This is a genomic window from Nocardia amikacinitolerans (assembly GCF_900215415.1).
In the GTDB taxonomy this organism is placed as follows: domain Bacteria; phylum Actinomycetota; class Actinomycetes; order Mycobacteriales; family Mycobacteriaceae; genus Nocardia; species Nocardia amikacinitolerans.
The window spans coordinates 563,985-580,589 of record NZ_OBEG01000005.1 but is presented as its reverse complement, the minus strand read 5'-3'; the positions used below and the strand labels follow the sequence as shown (position 1 = coordinate 580,589).

At 69.0% G+C, this 16,605-nt stretch carries 16 protein-coding genes; 9 read left to right on the top strand and 7 right to left on the bottom strand.

The genetic code is table 11. The features are described 5' to 3' along the window. Window position 1: 1 nt before the first annotated feature. Both CRP45_RS24275 and CRP45_RS24270 read right to left on the bottom strand, forming a co-directional pair. Window positions 2-679 (bottom strand): response regulator transcription factor, encoded by a 678-nt coding sequence (locus CRP45_RS24275; RefSeq protein WP_067787709.1) that lies wholly within the window; start codon window positions 677-679, stop codon window positions 2-4. A 37-nt stretch (window positions 680-716) separates the two neighbouring features. Further along, window positions 717-1,256: a PH domain-containing protein gene (locus tag CRP45_RS24270; RefSeq protein WP_097247118.1), complete on the bottom strand. Its 540-nt coding sequence runs from the start codon at window positions 1,254-1,256 to the stop codon at window positions 717-719. Window positions 1,257-1,455: 199 nt separating this feature from the next. Between CRP45_RS24270 and CRP45_RS24265 the strand changes: the two genes are divergently transcribed. After that, window positions 1,456-2,409: an acyl-ACP desaturase gene (locus CRP45_RS24265; protein WP_067787713.1), complete on the top strand. Its 954-nt coding sequence runs from the start codon at window positions 1,456-1,458 to the stop codon at window positions 2,407-2,409. Between the two features lie 58 nt (window positions 2,410-2,467). On the opposite strand, the gene CRP45_RS24260 is transcribed toward CRP45_RS24265, so the two are convergent. Next, window positions 2,468-3,283, bottom strand: a complete 816-nt coding sequence (locus CRP45_RS24260; protein ID WP_245910378.1) for a biotin--[acetyl-CoA-carboxylase] ligase — start codon at window positions 3,281-3,283, stop codon at window positions 2,468-2,470. 52 nt (window positions 3,284-3,335) lie between these two features. Then, window positions 3,336-3,518, bottom strand: coding sequence for a hypothetical protein (locus CRP45_RS24255; RefSeq protein ID WP_143861534.1), 183 nt, complete (start codon window positions 3,516-3,518; stop codon window positions 3,336-3,338). A gap of 225 nt (window positions 3,519-3,743) precedes the next feature. Between CRP45_RS24255 and CRP45_RS24250 the strand changes: the two genes are divergently transcribed. The 3 genes from CRP45_RS24250 (at window position 3,744) to CRP45_RS24240 (ending at window position 6,480) form a co-directional block, all read left to right on the top strand. Further along, complete coding sequence (locus tag CRP45_RS24250; RefSeq protein ID WP_097247115.1) at window positions 3,744-5,384, top strand: acyl-CoA carboxylase subunit beta; 1,641 nt, start codon at window positions 3,744-3,746, stop codon at window positions 5,382-5,384. Window positions 5,385-5,515: 131 nt separating this feature from the next. Further along, entirely contained in the window at window positions 5,516-5,845 is a 330-nt protein-coding gene (locus CRP45_RS24245; protein WP_067787719.1) for an acyl-CoA carboxylase subunit epsilon, read from the top strand. Continuing rightward, window positions 5,842-6,480 carry a nucleoside triphosphate pyrophosphatase gene (locus CRP45_RS24240; RefSeq protein WP_097247113.1) on the top strand — a complete coding sequence of 213 codons (639 nt, stop codon included), beginning with the start codon at window positions 5,842-5,844 and terminating at the stop codon, window positions 6,478-6,480. Before CRP45_RS24245 ends, CRP45_RS24240 begins: the two co-directional genes overlap by 4 nt. On the opposite strand, the gene CRP45_RS24235 is transcribed toward CRP45_RS24240, so the two are convergent. Beyond that, a complete protein-coding gene (locus CRP45_RS24235; RefSeq protein WP_097247112.1) occupies window positions 6,406-7,197 on the bottom strand; it encodes a helix-turn-helix transcriptional regulator in 792 nt (263 codons plus the stop codon). The genes CRP45_RS24240 and CRP45_RS24235 overlap by 75 nt on opposite strands. Window positions 7,198-7,363: 166 nt before the next feature. Here CRP45_RS24235 and CRP45_RS24230 point away from each other — a divergent pair, with 166 nt between their 5' ends. The 3 genes from CRP45_RS24230 to CRP45_RS24220 all read left to right on the top strand — a co-directional run bounded on the left by CRP45_RS24230 (window position 7,364) and on the right by CRP45_RS24220 (window position 11,460). Then, a complete protein-coding gene (locus tag CRP45_RS24230; protein WP_097247111.1) occupies window positions 7,364-8,278 on the top strand; it encodes a sulfurtransferase in 915 nt (304 codons plus the stop codon). Between the two features lie 292 nt (window positions 8,279-8,570). Next, window positions 8,571-10,376, top strand: coding sequence for an acetyl/propionyl/methylcrotonyl-CoA carboxylase subunit alpha (locus CRP45_RS24225; protein ID WP_097247110.1), 1,806 nt, complete (start codon window positions 8,571-8,573; stop codon window positions 10,374-10,376). 160 nt (window positions 10,377-10,536) lie between these two features. Further along, window positions 10,537-11,460 carry a patatin-like phospholipase family protein gene (locus CRP45_RS24220; protein WP_179830994.1) on the top strand — a complete coding sequence of 308 codons (924 nt, stop codon included), beginning with the start codon at window positions 10,537-10,539 and terminating at the stop codon, window positions 11,458-11,460. Window positions 11,461-12,187: 727 nt separating this feature from the next. On the opposite strand, the gene CRP45_RS24215 is transcribed toward CRP45_RS24220, so the two are convergent. Continuing rightward, window positions 12,188-14,395, bottom strand: a complete 2,208-nt coding sequence (locus tag CRP45_RS24215) for a serine/threonine-protein kinase (RefSeq protein WP_179830993.1) — start codon at window positions 14,393-14,395, stop codon at window positions 12,188-12,190. Window positions 14,396-14,612: 217 nt separating this feature from the next. Between CRP45_RS24215 and CRP45_RS24210 the strand changes: the two genes are divergently transcribed. Continuing rightward, window positions 14,613-14,981, top strand: a complete 369-nt coding sequence (locus CRP45_RS24210) for a DUF1707 SHOCT-like domain-containing protein (protein ID WP_097247107.1) — start codon at window positions 14,613-14,615, stop codon at window positions 14,979-14,981. Continuing rightward, on the top strand, window positions 14,981-15,328 hold the full coding sequence (locus CRP45_RS24205; RefSeq protein ID WP_097247106.1) for a hypothetical protein: 348 nt from the start codon (window positions 14,981-14,983) through the stop codon (window positions 15,326-15,328). The genes CRP45_RS24210 and CRP45_RS24205 overlap by 1 nt, the downstream gene beginning before the upstream one ends. A gap of 122 nt (window positions 15,329-15,450) precedes the next feature. Here CRP45_RS24205 and CRP45_RS24200 read toward each other — a convergent pair whose 3' ends face one another. Further along, the gene (locus CRP45_RS24200) at window positions 15,451-16,599 is read right to left on the bottom strand and encodes a YVTN family beta-propeller repeat protein (RefSeq protein ID WP_245910376.1); all 1,149 of its coding nucleotides are present in this window, start codon (window positions 16,597-16,599) and stop codon (window positions 15,451-15,453) included. Window positions 16,600-16,605 lie beyond the last annotated feature (6 nt).

Genomic DNA, 16,605 nt, shown 5'->3' with positions numbered 1-16,605 from the left:
GTCAGTCGGTGTTCAGCCGGAAGCCGACACCGCGGACCGTGACGATGCGCCGCTCGGCCATCGGACCTTCGTCGCCGATCTTGCGGCGCAGCCAGGACATGTGCATGTCCAGCGTCTTGGAGCCGCGCAGTTCGGCGTCGCCCCAGACCTCGCGCAGGATCGTCTCGCGCGGCACCACCTGACCCGCGCGATCGATGAGCACCTTGAGCAGCTCGTACTCCTTGTTCGCCAGACCGACCTCGACGCCGTTGACGAGCACCCGGCGCGCGGCGGGCTCCAGCCGGATGCCGCCGACCTCGACCGCCTCGTCGCCGATTCCGCTGCGGCGCAACAGCGCTCGCACCCGGGCCAGCAGTTCCGCGAGCCGGAACGGCTTGCCGACGTAGTCGTCGGCGCCCGCGTCCAGCCCCACCACGAAATCGACCTCGTCGGTGCGCGCGGTGAGCATCAGCACGGCCAAGTCGGCGCCGCGTGCGCGCACCTGCCTGCACACCTCGAGCCCGTCCATGCCGGGCAGGCCGAGGTCGAGAATCAGCAGGTCGTGGTTGCCCTCGAGCGCGCGGCGCAGCACGGCGGGGCCGAAGCTCTCCACGGTGACGTGATAACCCTCGCGCCCCAACGCGCGCGACAGCGGGGCGGCGATGGCCTCGTCGTCTTCGGCCAGGAGTACGGCGGTCATGGAAACAGATTACGGACAACGGGCGCGATCGCCTGGCTCACCGATAGCCGCCCGCCGGGCCGAACCCGTGCTGGTGGCTCGACCTGTCCACTTCGAACACCTGGTGGTAGAGCAGCGCGTGCACGTCCTGCACGTTGGGGATGTCGTCGTACTCCAGCGGCTCCTCCGAGGACGAGCCGATGATCAGGGTCCCGGTGCCGAGCATCCTGTCGAACAGCCCGTGCCGGAACTGCACGCTCGAGATGCGGCTCATCGGAATATCGATACCGGTGTGGGTGAGCACGCCCTGGCGCACGAGCACGCGCCGCTCGGTGACGATGAAGTGGGTCGTACGCCAGCTCAGAATCGGTGCGACACAACGCCATACGATGATGCCGAACCAGATGGCGAAGATGAGGACGAGCACGACGGTCGTGGCGGTGCCCGTGGTGTTGCGGTACGCCAGTCCCCCGGCGAAACCGGCGAGCGCCGTGGCCCCGATGAGCGTCACGATGGGCCAGAAGAGCATCTTCCAATGCGGATGGCGATGGAGTATCAACTGCTCGTCGGGAGCGAGCACATCCTCCGGATAACCCATGCTCGGAACACTACCCCGGCAAGATGCCAGAATGCCTGACACCGGCTCCCGGCGTGCTGCACAATCGTCAGCTTGCAGGGGATCGCTTCACCGGCTGTTTCGCATTGCGTACGACTTGGTTCCGCTTGTTCGAAAGCTCGGCCCCGATTCAGACGACAACCGCTCGGCATGACGTGCACTGACGACTGTGGAGGCGTGTGTGACCAAGGATCTGACCCAACTCGAAATCCTGACCGAACTCGAACCGGTGGCCGAACAGAACCTGAACCGGCATCTGTCGATGGCCAAGGACTGGCATCCGCACGACTACGTGCCGTGGGACGAGGGGCGCAACTTCGCGGCAATGGGCGGCGTCGACTGGGAGCCCGAACAATCCAGGCTGAGCGAGGTGGCCAAGGCCGCGATGATCACCAACCTGCTCACCGAGGACAACCTCCCCTCCTACCACCGCTTGATCGCGCAGAACTTCTCCCAGGACGGCGCGTGGGGCAGCTGGGTCGGCCGCTGGACCGCGGAGGAGAACCGGCACGGCATCGTCATGCGCGACTACCTGGTCGTCACCCGCGGCGTGGATCCGGTCGCGCTGGAACAGGCCAGGATGATCCACATGACCCAGGGCGTCGACGCCCCACCGGACTGGGACGGTTTCCTGGTCAACGTCGCCTACGTGACCTTCCAGGAGCTCGCGACCCGGGTCAGTCACCGCAACACCGGCAAGGTCTGCGAGGACCCGATCGCCGACCGCATGCTGCAACGGGTGGCGGCCGACGAGAACCTGCACATGATCTTCTACCGCAATATGTGCGGCGCGGCCCTCGACCTGGTTCCCGACCAGGCGATGATGGCGCTGACCAGGGTGCTCACCAGTTTCGTCATGCCGGGCGCCGGGATGCCGAACTGGCGCCGCAACAGCGTGCTCATGGCCAAGCACGGCATCTACGACCTGCGCCAGCATCTCGACGAGGTGGTCGCGCCGGTGCTGAAGAAGTGGGATGTCTTCGAGCGCAACGATTTCGGGCCGCGCGGGGAGCAGGCGCGCGATCGGCTCGCCGAGTTCATGGAAAAGCTGGGCCGGGACGTGCTCAAGTTCGAGGAGCAGCGGGACCGGATGCTGGCCAGGGAGGCGGCGAAAGGTGACCTGCAGCCCGCCTGATCGCCGCACGGGTCGGCGGTGGTGTGGCAGTGGTGATCCACCGCCACACCACCGTCGATCAGTAATCGGCGCGCAAATGGGTGACGTCGCCCGCGGAGACGGCGTCGCTTCCGATCAGCAAACGCCCGGTCGCGTCGATGCCCGTCGCGACACCGGTCAGTGTCCGTCCGCCGGGCAGTTCGGCGCGCACGTCCATGCCGAGCGTGGCGCAGCGCTCGCGGTAGGCGGCGGCCAGATCGTCGGTCGCCCATGACGCGTCGCGCCACGCGGTGAAGCGGCGCGCGAACTCGGTCAGCAGCGACTGCGCCACCAGGGTGCGGTCGGTCCGCTCCGCGCCAGCCAGCGCGAGCGAAGTGGCATGCGGCACCGGCAATTCCGCCTCGGTGAGACCGACGTTCACGCCGACGCCGATCACCACCGCTGGCACGTCGCCGCTCGCCGCCACCTCGGCCAGAATGCCGGCGACCTTGCGACCGCCGATCAGAATGTCGTTGGGCCACTTCAACATCGCGTCCACACCCGCCGTGCCGCGCAGCGCGTCCGCCACGGCGACGCCGGTCAGCAGCGGCAGCCAGCCGAGCACCGCGGGCTCGATTCCGGGCAACCGCACCAAGATCGACATCGCGATCTGCGCCCGCGGCGGACTGACCCAGGTACGCGCGTGCCTGCCGCGACCCGCTTCCTGGGTCTCGGCGATCAGCACGCGGTGATCCTCGGAGGTGGCGGCCGCGGCGATCAGATCGGCATTGGTCGAACCGGTGGATTCCACCACCTCCACCCGCGCGAAGAAGTCCGCGAACTCGCTCTCGGCGAGGCCACGCCGCAATCGTTCGGCATCCAGGGGCGGTCGGTGCGCTGAATCGGGCGTTTGCACGAACCGCAGGCTACTCGCTCCCGTCCCGGGTCCGGGACGGGAGCGATCGGCCTCAGCCCGCGAGGTCGTAGCCGGCCATGATGCCCGGCTCTCGCTCCCCGCGCGCAGTGTTGTCCGAGGTCGACTCCTCTTCCTCGAACTCCGGATCGAGGATGGTCGGTTCGGCCTCGCGTACTCGCCAACTCGTCGACGCCGCCGTGGCGTACTCGGCGACGGTCCTACCCCACTCCCACATCACTGGCTCCTCCCCATGAGCCGGAAAATGGACTCCCCCAAGGTATCTGGACGCACGACGGGAACGAAAGCGATTATCCGCGTGAGCGTCCGCACCGGGGTCTCTCCGGACGTGTATGGTGGCCGCACGAGCTCCCGCCGAGCCCCTGCCCACCTGGGCTTTTCTACTCGCGGGTAGCCCACCGGGGGTTAGAAAGACCGACTGCTACTGGTTACACTCCGAGCCATGACGAGTGTCCAGCAGCAGTCCGCATCCGGTTCGGCGGGCGAACCCGATATCCACACCACCGCCGGGAAGCTGGCCGACCTGCGGAATCGGCTGGAAGAGGCCAAGCACCCGATGGGTGAGGCCGCGGTCGACAAGGTGCACGCCAAGGGCAAGATGACCGCCCGGGAACGCATCCTCGCACTGCTCGACGAGGGCTCTTTCGTGGAACTCGACGCGCTCGCCAGGCACCGCAGCGTCAACTTCGGACTGGAGAACAACCGGCCGCTCGGCGACGGCGTGGTGACCGGTTACGGCACCATCGACGGCCGCGACGTGTGCATCTTCAGCCAGGACGTCACCGTCTTCGGCGGCAGCCTCGGCGAGGTGTACGGCGAGAAGATCGTCAAGGTGATGGACCTGGCGCTCAAGACCGGCCGCCCGCTGATCGGCATCAACGAGGGCGCGGGCGCGCGCATCCAGGAGGGCGTCGTCTCCCTCGGCCTCTACGGCGAGATCTTCCACCGCAACATCCAGGCCTCCGGCGTGATCCCGCAGATCTCGCTGATCATGGGCCCTGCCGCGGGCGGACACGTCTACTCCCCCGCGCTCACAGACTTCGTGGTGATGGTCGACGGCACCAGCCAGATGTTCGTCACCGGTCCGGACGTCATCAAGACGGTCACTGGCGAGGACGTCACCATGGAGGACCTCGGCGGCGCGCACACCCACATGACCAAGTCCGGCGTCGCGCACTACGTGGCCTCCGGCGAGCAGGACGCGCTCGACTACGTCAAGGACCTGCTCAGCTACCTGCCGAGCAACAACCGCGCCGAGGCGCCGCGCTTCGCGCCCACCGACCCGATCGACGGCGCCATCGAGGACTCGCTCACCGAGGAAGACCTCGAGCTGGACTCGATCATCCCGGACTCGCCGAACCAGCCGTACGACATGCACGAGGTGATCACCCGGCTGCTCGATGACGACGAGTTCCTCGAGGTGCAGGCCGAGCGCGCGATGAACGTCATCGTCGGCTTCGGCCGCATCGACGGCCGCAGCGTCGGCATCGTCGCCAACCAGCCCACCCAGTTCGCGGGCTGCCTTGACATCGACGCCTCGGAGAAGGCCGCGCGCTTCGTGCGCACCTGCGACGCGTTCAACATCCCGATCATCACCCTGGTCGACGTTCCCGGCTTCCTGCCCGGCACCGGCCAGGAGTACAACGGCATCATCCGGCGCGGCGCGAAGCTGCTCTACGCCTACGGTGAGGCCACTGTGGGCAAAATCACCATCATCACTCGCAAGGCCTACGGCGGCGCCTACGACGTCATGGGTTCCAAGCACATGGGCGCCGATGTGAACCTCGCATGGCCGACCGCTCAGATCGCCGTGATGGGCGCTTCCGGCGCCGTCGGCTTCGTCTACCGCAAGCAGCTGCAGCAGGCCGCCAAGGACGGCAACGACGTCGATGCGCTGCGACTCGAGCTGCAGAACGAGTACGAGGACACTCTCGTGAACCCGTACGTCGCCGCCGAGCGCGGTTACGTCGACGCGGTCATTCCGCCGTCGCACACTCGCGGCCAGATCGTGTCCGCGTTGCGACTGCTGGAGCGCAAGATGGTGACCCTTCCGCCCAAAAAACACGGCAACATCCCGCTCTGAACCAGCGATACCCTCGGTAGGCCGCGCACACTGGTTGCAGACGCAATGAGTGGATCCGAGGATGATTATCGCGTCATCCCATTTCGGGTAGAGAAAGACGCCCGATGGAGCTAGAGGAAGGATCTGGCACTGTGACGACCGTGGCAGAAGAAGACGTGTTGACCGCCGCCGAGTTGGATCTCGCAGTCGACCCGATCGCGGACGAGGTCGAGGTGCTCACCGCGGACGCGGCCACCCCGACCGCCGAGGCGGGCGAGCAGCCGTTCATTCGAATCGTCAAGGGCTCGCCGACCGACGAGGAGGTCGCCGCACTGGTGTGCGTGCTGACCGCCGCCGCGAACGCGGCGAGCGCACCGGCCGCCACCGGCCCCGCCGACATGTGGGGTCGCCCGACCGCGATGCACCGCGGTACGTCGCCGTTCTCGCCGTACGCCTTCCCGGCCCTGTCCCACCTTCGGTGACGACGACGCTCGTTCTCGCGTCGGCGTCACCGGCCCGCAGGGAGGTGCTGCGCTCGGCGGGCATCGACCCCGTGGTGCGCATCTCCGATGTGGACGAGGACGCGGTCGCCGCGGCCCTGCCCGCCGACACCACCCCGCAGACGGTTGTGGTCGAGCTGGCCAGGGCCAAGGCGGTCGCGGTGGCCGCCGTCGTCCCCGAATACGCCGCCGACTGCGTCGTGGTCGGTTGCGATTCCATGCTGCTGGTGGACGGCGTTCTGCAGGGCAAGCCGCACACCCCCGAGGTGGCGCGGGCCCGCTGGGCCGAGATGGCCGGGCGCAGCGCCGATCTGATCACGGGGCACTGTGTGCTGCGGCTGATCGACGGTGAGATCGTCGCCGAATCCGTGGACTGCAGTTCCACCACGGTGCATTTCGCCAAGCCGGAACCGGACGAGCTGGACGCCTACATCGCCACGGGCGAGCCGCTCCAGGTGGCGGGCGCGTTCACGTTGGACGGGCTCGGCGGCTGGTTCGTCGATCGGATCGAGGGCGATCCGTCGAGCGTCATCGGTATCGGCCTACCACTGCTGCGCCGACTGCTTGGCGACGTTGGGGTCGCCGTTGCGCAGTTGTGGCGCCACACGGACCGATAGCGGCGGTGTGAGGGGCGCTTCCGCGCCGGCGGCCTCGGCGCCGACCGGCACCGAGGCCGCCTCACGTGTCTCTTGATTCCGGCGGGTCAGGTATTCGAGCCGGGTCACACACAGCTCGGGTTCCACGAACGGGTGCAGCCGGACGTTCACTTCGCCGCGCGCGCCGTTGCGGTCGAGCACTTCTCTGATCAAGCCCAGATGCACGCCGCACACCACCTCGGAGTGAGTGCGGGCGAGTTCGCGCAGCGGACAGGCGGTCATCCGGATCACCGCTTGGCCGGGGCCCTCGGCGGCGGCATCGCGCTCGGGCGCGAACCCGAGCTCCGAGAGCAGCGTCATCGTGACTTCTCTGGCGTCCTCCAAGGACTCCACCGCGTGGTCACCGGCATCGAGCTTTGCGCCCCATGCGCGTCCGGCCGCGACGGCGGCCTCCGAGCGGCGGCGTGGATCGGGACCGAGCTGGTCGGCGAGCACCTGCGCCAATTCCTGATAGCCGACCGAGCGCTGCACCGCGCTGTAGCCGATGCGCGGACGGCCGCGGCCGCGCGGCGGCTGCTGGAATTGCCGAACCAGGGATTCCTTGGTGAGCACGTCGAGGTGGAATCGCACCGTCGTGACGTGCTGTCCGGTGATTCTGGCCAGCTCCTGGGCGTCGAGAGGCTCGCTTGCGCCACGTAGGATCGCGAGCAGTCGCCGCCGCGGCCAAGAATCGGACATAGCTCACCCCTCCTCCCGGGAGACTTTATCGGATGAGGGTGCGATTTATTCGCCCAATCAGCCGATTCGTGATCTGAAACGAGTCTCACAATCGCCTCACATTTAACATCGCTGTGAGACCCGAACCGCCGTAACCACCGTCTACCTCGTGTGAAGGACCCATATCGTGCCCGTTGCCCCGGACTCACATCCCTCATTCGGAACGTACGCACATCCTCACCGACTAGTAACCACAGAGTGGCTGTCGGCAAACATAGGCGCGCCGGGACTGAAGATCGTCGAGTCCAACGAGGACATCTTGCTCTACGACATCGGTCACGTGCCGGGAGCCGTCAAGATCGATTGGCGCGGTGATCTGAACGATCCGGTCACGCGTGACTATATCGACGGCGCCCGTTTCACCGACCTGATGCGGGCCAAGGGCATCTCGCGCGACGACACGGTGGTCGTCTACGGGGACCGCGGCAACGCACAGGCGGCGCACACACTGTGGCTGTTCACCCTCTTCGGACACGAGGACGTGCGACTGCTCGACGGCGGACGCGAGGCGTGGATCTCCGAGGAGCGCGACACCACCTTCGACATCCCGACTATCGCGGGCAGCGACTACCCGACGGTGCGCCGCGACGACACGACCGCGCGCGCCTTCCGCGAGGACGTACTCGCTCACCTGGGCAAACCGCTGCTCGACGTGCGCTCGCCCGAGGAGTACTCCGGCGAGCTCACCCCCAAGCCGGACAACCCCGAGGACGCGGCGCTGCGCGGCGGCCACATTCCCACCGCGCTGAACATCCCGTGGGACACCTCGCTCGCCTCGGACGGGCGTTTCCGCTCGCGCGCCGAGCTGGACACCATCTACGCGCCCCTCGACGACGCCGACGACCTGGTCGTCTACAGCCGCGTCGGCGAGCGCTCGAGCCACACCTGGTTCGTGCTGACCTATCTGCTCGGCTACCGAACCGTCCGCAATTACGACGGCTCGTGGACCGAATGGGGCAACTCCGTGCGAATGCCGATCGCCAAGGGGGCTGAACCGGGTGAGGTTCCGGCGGGGACGGCCAAGCGCGGACGCGGAAAGTAACGCGTACCTCCCCTTTCACTCCGGCCACGCGCGGACTCGCCGTCGGGCCGGGTTCGGCAGCGATCGATCGGCCGATCAGGGCTTCCATCACACCGGATGCGAATGTGTGATGCGCGACCTACTGTTCAGTAGGGCTATCCGAGTTCGGCGTCTGTTGGCAGACTGCCTACACTCGCCCCAGACGAAATTGTCGACAGGGCGCGGAGCCTGCGCGGTGTTCCGACCCCACCGGGAGCGGAGCCTGCGCGGTCCCACCCGCGAAGCGACCAGAAGAATGCAACCAGGAGGCTCAGTGCCCAGCCATGCCAGCGCGCGGATCACGAAGGTACTCGTAGCTAATCGAGGCGAGATCGCCGTGCGCGTGATTCGGGCGGCCAAGGACGCCGGCATCGCCAGTGTCGCGGTGTATGCCGAGCCCGACGCCGACGCGCCCTTCGTGAAGCTCGCCGACGAGGCGTTCGCACTGGGCGGCCAGACCTCGGCCGAGTCGTACCTCGTGTTCGACAAGATCCTCGACGCCGCCGCCAAGGCGGGCGCCGACGCGATCCACCCGGGCTACGGCTTCCTCTCGGAGAACGCCGACTTCGCCCAGGCCGTGATCGACGCGGGCCTGATCTGGATCGGCCCCTCGCCGCAGTCCATCCGCGATCTCGGCGACAAGGTGACCGCCCGCCACATCGCCGAGCGCGCGAACGCGCCGATGGCAGCGGGCACCAAGGACCCGGTCAAGAACGCCGACGAGGTCGTCGAGTTCGCCAAGAAGTACGGCGTGCCGGTCGCGATCAAGGCCGCGTTCGGCGGCGGCGGTCGCGGCATGAAGGTCGCGCACTCCATCGAGGAGATCCCCGAGCTGTTCGAGTCGGCCACCCGCGAGGCGGTCGCCGCGTTCGGTCGCGGCGAGTGCTTCGTCGAGCAGTACCTGGACAAGGCCCGCCACGTCGAGGCGCAGGTCATCGCCGACAAGCACGGCAGCGTCGTCGTCGCGGGCACCCGCGACTGCTCGCTGCAGCGCCGGTTCCAGAAGCTCGTCGAGGAAGCGCCCGCGCCGTTCCTTTCCGACGCGGTGCGCGCCGAGATCCACGAGTCCGCCAAGCGGATCTGCCGCGAGGCCCACTACTACGGCGCAGGCACCGTCGAGTACCTGGTGCAGGGCGACACCGTGTCGTTCCTCGAGGTGAACACCCGCCTGCAGGTCGAGCACCCGGTCACCGAGGAGACCGCGGGCATCGACCTGGTGCGCCAGCAGTTCCGCATCGCCAACGGCGAGGAACTGGACATCAAGGAAGACCCGACCCCGCGCGGTCACTCCTTCGAGTTCCGCATCAACGGCGAGGACGCGGGCCGCGGCTTCCTGCCCGCCCCCGGTCCGGTCGAGGTCTACCGTGAGCCGTCGGGCCCCGGTGTGCGCGTGGACTCCGGTGTGGTCGCGGGCAGCGTGATCGGCGGACAGTTCGACTCGATGCTCGCCAAGCTGATCGTCACCGGCGAGAACCGCACCCAGGCGCTGGAGCGCGCCCGGCGCGCGCTGGCCGAGTTCGAGGTCGAGGGCCTGGCCACCGTCATCCCGTTCCACCGCGCCATCGTCGAGGACCCGGCGTTCATCGGTGACGGCGAGAAGTTCGACGTCTACACCAAGTGGATCGAAACCGAGTGGACCAACAACATCGAGCCCTACACCGGTAGCGGCGCCCCGGCCGAGGAGGACGAGGACCTGCCACGGCAAAAGGTCGTCGTCGAGGTCGGCGGCCGCCGCGTCGAGGTCTCGCTGCCCGGCAACTTCACCGTTGGCGCGGGCGCGGCGGGTGCCGCGAGCAACGGCGCCGGTGTGATCCGCAAGAAGCCGAAGCCGCGCAAGCGTGGCGGTGCGGGCGGCGGCGCTGCGTCCGGTGACGCGGTCACCGCGCCGATGCAGGGCACCGTGGTCAAGGTCGCCGTCGAGGAGGGCCAGACCGTGGAAGCGGGCGACCTCATCGTGGTGCTGGAGGCCATGAAGATGGAGAACCCCGTCAACGCGCACAAGGCGGGCGTCGTGACCGGTCTCGCCGTCGAGGCGGGCGCCGCGATCACCCAGGGCACGGTCCTGGCCGAGATCAAGTAAACGTAGGCGTACCTCCGCCTTCGCTGCGGCCATGCGCAGCGCTGAGGACGTACTGCGTACGGCTGCGTCGACTAGGCCGCGCCTTCGGGCCGACCGACACCGCACGAGAGCGGGCGATGGACAACGGAGTCCGCGCCCGCTCTTGTCGTATCGTGGTCCGGTGACCAGCTCTACCGTGGCCGAGATCATCCGCGGCCGCAGCGCCACCGGTTCCCGCGCGGACGGGCATCGCCTCGCGCTCGTCATCGAGGGTGGCGGCAGCCGCGGCGTCTACTCCAGCGGCATGGTGCAGGCGCTCGAGGAGCTCGGCCTCTCCGGGGTGTTCGACGCGGTCTACGGCACGTCGGCGGGCGCGATCAACGGCGCCTGGCTGCTGTGCGGACGGGCCGTGCCGGGGATGCGGTCCTGGTCGAATCCGGAGATCATGCGGCGGGTGATCGATCCGAGCAGGCTGTTTCGCGGCGGCGCCGCGTTCGATGTGCGGTACCTGGTGCACCGGGTCTACGACGGCCTGGAGCCCATGGATTTCCCGGCGATCCTGAACAATCCCACCACCTTCCACCCCATCGGCACCGACATCCGCACCGGCAACGCCATCGACCTGCGCCCGCACATCTACGACAAGCGCACCCTCATGCGGGCGCTGCGGGCCAGTGCGAACCTGCCGATCCTGGCCGGTCCGCCCGTCACCTTGGACGGCGTGCCCTACCTCGACGGCGGCATCGCCGAACCGATCCCCATCCACAGCGCGGTGCGCGGCGGCGCGACCCACTGCCTGGTGCTGCGCACTCGCCGCGCCGACGAGTCGCGCCCGCCCGCCTCCCGCCTGCACCACATGGTCGGCGGCAACTATCTCCGCTTCCGCGCCCCCGGCGCCTACCGCGCCTGGCTGCGCCGCCCGCAACAGGAACAGGCGGAGACCACCCTCTTGGCCGCCCTCGGCGACGCGGCCCTGCAAATCCACCCGCCCGCAGACGCACCCACCGTCGAAGGCACCGCCCGCGACACCGATCTGCTCGCCAAGGCGCTCGAGCTCGGCCGCCAAGCGGTCTATTCGACCCTCGCCCGCGTCGACGCCGCCTGAAGGCATCCGCGCTCGCACCCTGACGGCATCCACGTGGCCGCCTGAACTCACCCGCACTGGAACCTGCCCGCACCCACGTCGCCGCCTGAACTCACCGGCGCTGGAACCTGCCCGCACCCACGTCGCCGCCCGAACTCACCGGCGCTGGAACCTGCCCGCATCCACGTGGCCGCCTGACCGCTGAGCAGCAGGCGATCGACCTGCGCGTCCTAGTCGAAGCACGCCGGTGCTCGGCCCGGCCCTCGGCTTCCACAGTGCGCCGTGCCGCGCTCGCCGGCCGCTGGTTCGGTCCTGGTCTTCGCCGGTTCCGACCGCACCGCACTGGGAGGTGGCTGCCGCCGGTCGGTCGACGTCAGCGCTGACATCGACGCGGCCGACGCGGCCTTCGGGAACGGCTCACAGCGGCCGGATCGTGGCGAGCAGCCGCCGATCAGCCTGCCCTCGGTCTTCGGGGACGCAGCCGCACCACGCGGAGCGGTATGCCACCACCGGCCATCATCAACAAGTTGTCGCCGGGCGGGTCCACATCCGACCACGCGGGCGGTCACGGAGCGTCCGTCCCTGCCTTGGGACGTTGGGTTCCACCGAGGCGGTTCTAGGAGCTTTCCGGCGCGTCACGATGTGGACTACGAGCCGATTCGCGGGCAACGGGCCGTTATCCGGCGGATGGGGTGGAAATCGCTTCTCGATCGGCACATCGCGTGCCGGGCGAGGTTCGCGGAGCGAATCAGTCGAGGGCGACGGTGACGCCGTCGGAGAGGACGAAGTCGTGGAGTTCGAGGTGGGCGGGGGTGCTGCCGGGTGGCACGTCGAAGACCAGCACGGTGGTGGCCGAGGCGCCGGGGCGCAGTTCGAAGGAGTGGCCGAGGCGGGACTGCATGGCCTGCCAGGCGGTGGCGGTGGTGTCGTGGTCGATGACGTTGCCCTGGGCGTCGAAGAGCTTCTGGCCGAAGGGCAGGAACCACTTCGTCTCGTCCGAGATGTTGCGGACGGCGAGGGTGACGACCAGGAACGCGCCCCGCGCGGATTGCAGGCCGACGCGCGCCACTCCCGACCGCACGTCGGTCACCGAGAACTCGAACTTGCCGTCGCGCACCGCGCTGTACGCCGGGGCTGGGACGTCCGGCGGGTTCGGCGCGGGCTCCGGGTTCTCCTCGACCATCGCGGTCGGCGGCGGGGCGGTCGTCTCGTTCCCGCTGACCGCGGCGATCAACGCCAGGCAGCCCGCGGCGAAGACGAAGGGCGCCAAGAAGATCACGACCAGCGCCCCGATCACCTTCCGCAGCACCCCACCCCGCCTGCGCCGCGGGACCGGCTGCCGTGGCGGCGCGACATACGCGGGCCCGCGCGACGGCCACACCGGCCCGAGCGACTTCGGCCGCCGAACCACCGGCGCGGGCTTGCGCCGGAGATACCACCGCTTGCCGTAGGGGTGCACTACCGGCGCACCCGGCGCCGAGACAGGCGGCGCATAGCCCAGTGGCGCAAGGCCTTGCGGCGCGACACCTGGCGCGATCGGGGCCAGAGCACCTGCCGGGTTCTGCGGCGGGGCACCTGACGCGCCACGCCCCCAGGCCGAGGCAATCGGCGAACTCTGCCCCGCGCTATCAGCTGGCGCGGGACCCTGCGGCGCGCCACTACCTCGCGCCGAGGCACTCGGCGGGTTCCGCGGCGCACTACCCACCGGCACAACGCCCGGCGGCGCGACTCGCGTCTGCACGAGCGTCGGCGTCGGCCCAGGCGCGGGCATGACTTTGGTCGGCTTCGGTCCTCCGGCAGCAGGACTCTGCCCACCCGCAGCCACCGGCGATCCGCCGACCGCTTGTGCTGCTGCGCTTCTCGCCGATGGGGTCGCGCTGCCCGGCGAACCATGCTGGGCCGCTGCACCTTCTGACATCGGCGGCGGCGACGAATACCCCGCACCGACGGCCGCATCTTTCCCCCGCGACGCGCTCGCCGAAGAACCATGTTCGGCCGCAGCGCCATTCGATACCGGCTGCGCGGCACCCTGACCTGCATTACCGGCTGCCGCATAGCCGCCTGCCGCGGCCTCGGCACCTATCGTCTCCACACGCGTCGGCGGCAGCGCCGGCTGCTGGAGCACGCGGGTCGGCTGCGGTGTACCAGGCGAAACGACCGCGCGAGCCGCACACACGAACTCCCCCGCACTGGCGAACCGGTCCCCCGGCTCTTTCGCCATCCCCCGCGCGATGACCGCATCGAGCGCGGCCGGAACGGTCGGATTCACCGACGACGCGCACGGCGGATCGGTCATGAGGTGGCCGCGCATCTGCTGGGCGGGGTCGGTGTCGCCGTAAGGGCGGCGGCCGGTGAGGGATTCGTAGAGGACGCAGGCGAGGGAGTAGATGTCGGCACGCGCGTCGGCGTGGCCGCTGAAACGTTCCGGCGCCATGTAGGCCCAGGTGCCGATCGCCAGACCCGTTGTGGTGACCGAGGTCTGGCCCGCGCCGCGCGCGATGCCGAAGTCGATCAGGTAGGTGAAGCCGTCGGGTGCGACGAGGATGTTGGAGGGCTTGACGTCGCGATGGACAAGTCCGGCACGGTGCGCGGCGTCCAGCGCGGTCGCGACCTGCCCGAGGATGTGCAGCGCCGTGCTCGCTTCGAGCGGCCCGCTCTCGGTCAGCCGAGCCGCGAGGTCGGTGCCTTCCACGAATGCCATCTCGATGAACAGCCGCCCGTCGACGGCACCGTGCCGGTGGATCGGCACGATGTGCGGGTCGCGCAGCGCGGCGGCGACTTGGGCCTCGCGCTCGAAACGCGTCCGGTACACCGCGTCCGCCGCGAGTTCGGCGGGCAGCAACTTCAGCGCGACGCGCCTGCGGTCGGTGGTGTCGTAGGCCAGCCAGACCTGCCCCATCCCGCCCTTGCCGAGGAGCCGTTCCAGCCGATAGCGACCGAATCGCGCCGCTGCCATCGCGAACCTCCCAGTCACCATCGACATCCGCCGCGCCGACGCGGACTCCCGAATGCCGGGGGCACATCACCGAAAGTCCAGCTCACGACATTGCTGCCGCGGGCACAGCCTTACAGGGAGCGTACTCGCGTCGACCATCTCGGACAGTGTGAGCTGGCCGACTCCCCCAGATCCCCGCCTCGCGGCCGGGCGCGAGCCCGCGCGCTAGCCTTTCCCCATGGACGAGCTGCCCGACATCCGGATCGGCACCGCGGAGCGGGAGCACGCGATGCGGCGGCTGTCGGACAACTTCGCCGCGGGTCGCCTCAGCGTCGCGGAGTTCGACGAGCGCAGCGCCGTGATCGCCGCGGCGGTCACCCGCGCCGACCTGGACCGTGTCTTCACGGACCTGCCGCCGGAGCCCGCGGCCGTCGCCGCTCCCGCCGCTCGAAGAACCCCGCCGCTCGCCGAATGGTTGGATCGGGCGATGGCCGCGATCCCGATCGTGGCGCTCATCCTGTTCTTCGTCACCGGCAGCTGGCTGTGGTTCCTCGCGATCCCACTGGCCGGCGCTCTCTTCTTCGGCACACGACACGGAAAGCACTGATGGAACCCATCGAGATCAACGCGGGCAGCTGGTACCTGCGCGCCCTGCGCGCCGACGAACGGATCGACGACCGCCCGGCGCTCGCCGCGGGCGGCATCACCGACCCGGAGTACGTCGCACAGCGAACCGCCCAGTGGGACAAGGAAACCCACTACTCCTGGGCCGTCTGCGAACCCACCACGGCGGAGATGGTCGCCGAGATCGTCGTCACCCCGGCCGCGGACGGCACCGCCGAACTGACCGGCTGGTCCCGCGAAGGCTACGAACCCGCGCTCGACGCCGGTCGCACGGCGGTCGGCCGATTCGTTGAGGGCGGCCTCGGCCTGCGGCTGGCCGCGCCCAGCTGACCGACGCGGCGGTCGCGTCGATCAGTCGCGTCCATTTCGGATCACCTCCGCGAGGAGCATCGGAGGCGCCTACCGAAACCGGCAAACAATCTTGCCGAAACCGGGACGGGGCAAGTCTGCGCTCAGCGCATGACTCCGGTGTGTCCCGTCGAGTACCGCCCCGGCTGCGGCCAAACAGTGAGCCCGTGCGGTCCGCGCCCGACCGGGATGCGGGCAAGCAGCTTCCACTCGACGATGTCGATCGCGTAGACCTCGCCGTGGTGGCGTCCCGAGGCCCAGAAGATCCGGCCGTCGACGGAGATGTTGCCCATGTCCGGGCTGCCGCCGCCGGGCAGGAACCACTTGTGTACCAAGCCGTTCGCCGCGAAGTCCCAGACCGAGATGCTGCCCTCGTGCCGGTTGGTGATGAGCATCTGCTTGGAGTCGCGGGTGATGTAGAGACCGTGCGCGCCGTCACCGGTGGGCACGAAGCCCTTGCTCTCGAAGGTGAGCGCGTCGAAGACGTAGAGGCCGCCCGCCGCCATGTCGGCGACGTAGAAGGTGAGCCCGTCCGGCGAGAGTTTCACGTCCTGCGGCTTGCCGGAGCGACCTCCCGCGAGATCGATGGTCTTGATCAGCTTGCGTTCCGCGACGTCGAAAACCTGCATGCGGCCGATGAATTCGCAGCTGGCAAGAGCGAAGCGCCCGTCGGCGGTGAAGTCCATGTGGTCGACGCCCGCGCAGTCGGGCACCGGAAGGGCGTGCACTTTCTGCCAGGTCTTCGGGTCGTAGAAGTCCAGCGACTTGTCCGCCTCGGCGACGACGAGCGCGAACTTCCCGTCGGGCGTGTAGTACATGTTGTAGGGGTCCCGGACCGGGAACGGCTCGCCGGGCAGGCCGGTGCGCGGGTCGATCGGCCGCAGGCTGCCGCCACCGATCGGCAGGTCGTTGGTGACGTAGAGCGTCTGCATGTCGTAGGACGGCACCACGTGCTGCGGCTCCTCGCCGCCCGCCGCGAAGGTGTCGATCACCTGGAAGGTGTTCTGGTCGATCACCGTGACGGTGTGCGACTGGCTGTTGGGGACGTACACCAGCGGCCGGTGATCGGCCACCGACGGGCTCAGCTCCCGGTTGGCCGCGTACACGTCGGTCGGTGAGAGCGGCGGCGGCATACCCGGCAACAGGTTGGCGATCTGCGGAGGTGGAGGCGCCGAGGTCCGCGCCGCGACCGCCGTTGTCGTTGACTCTGAGGCGACGGTGCCTGCCTCACTGGTGGTAGTGCAGCTGGTCACCGCCGC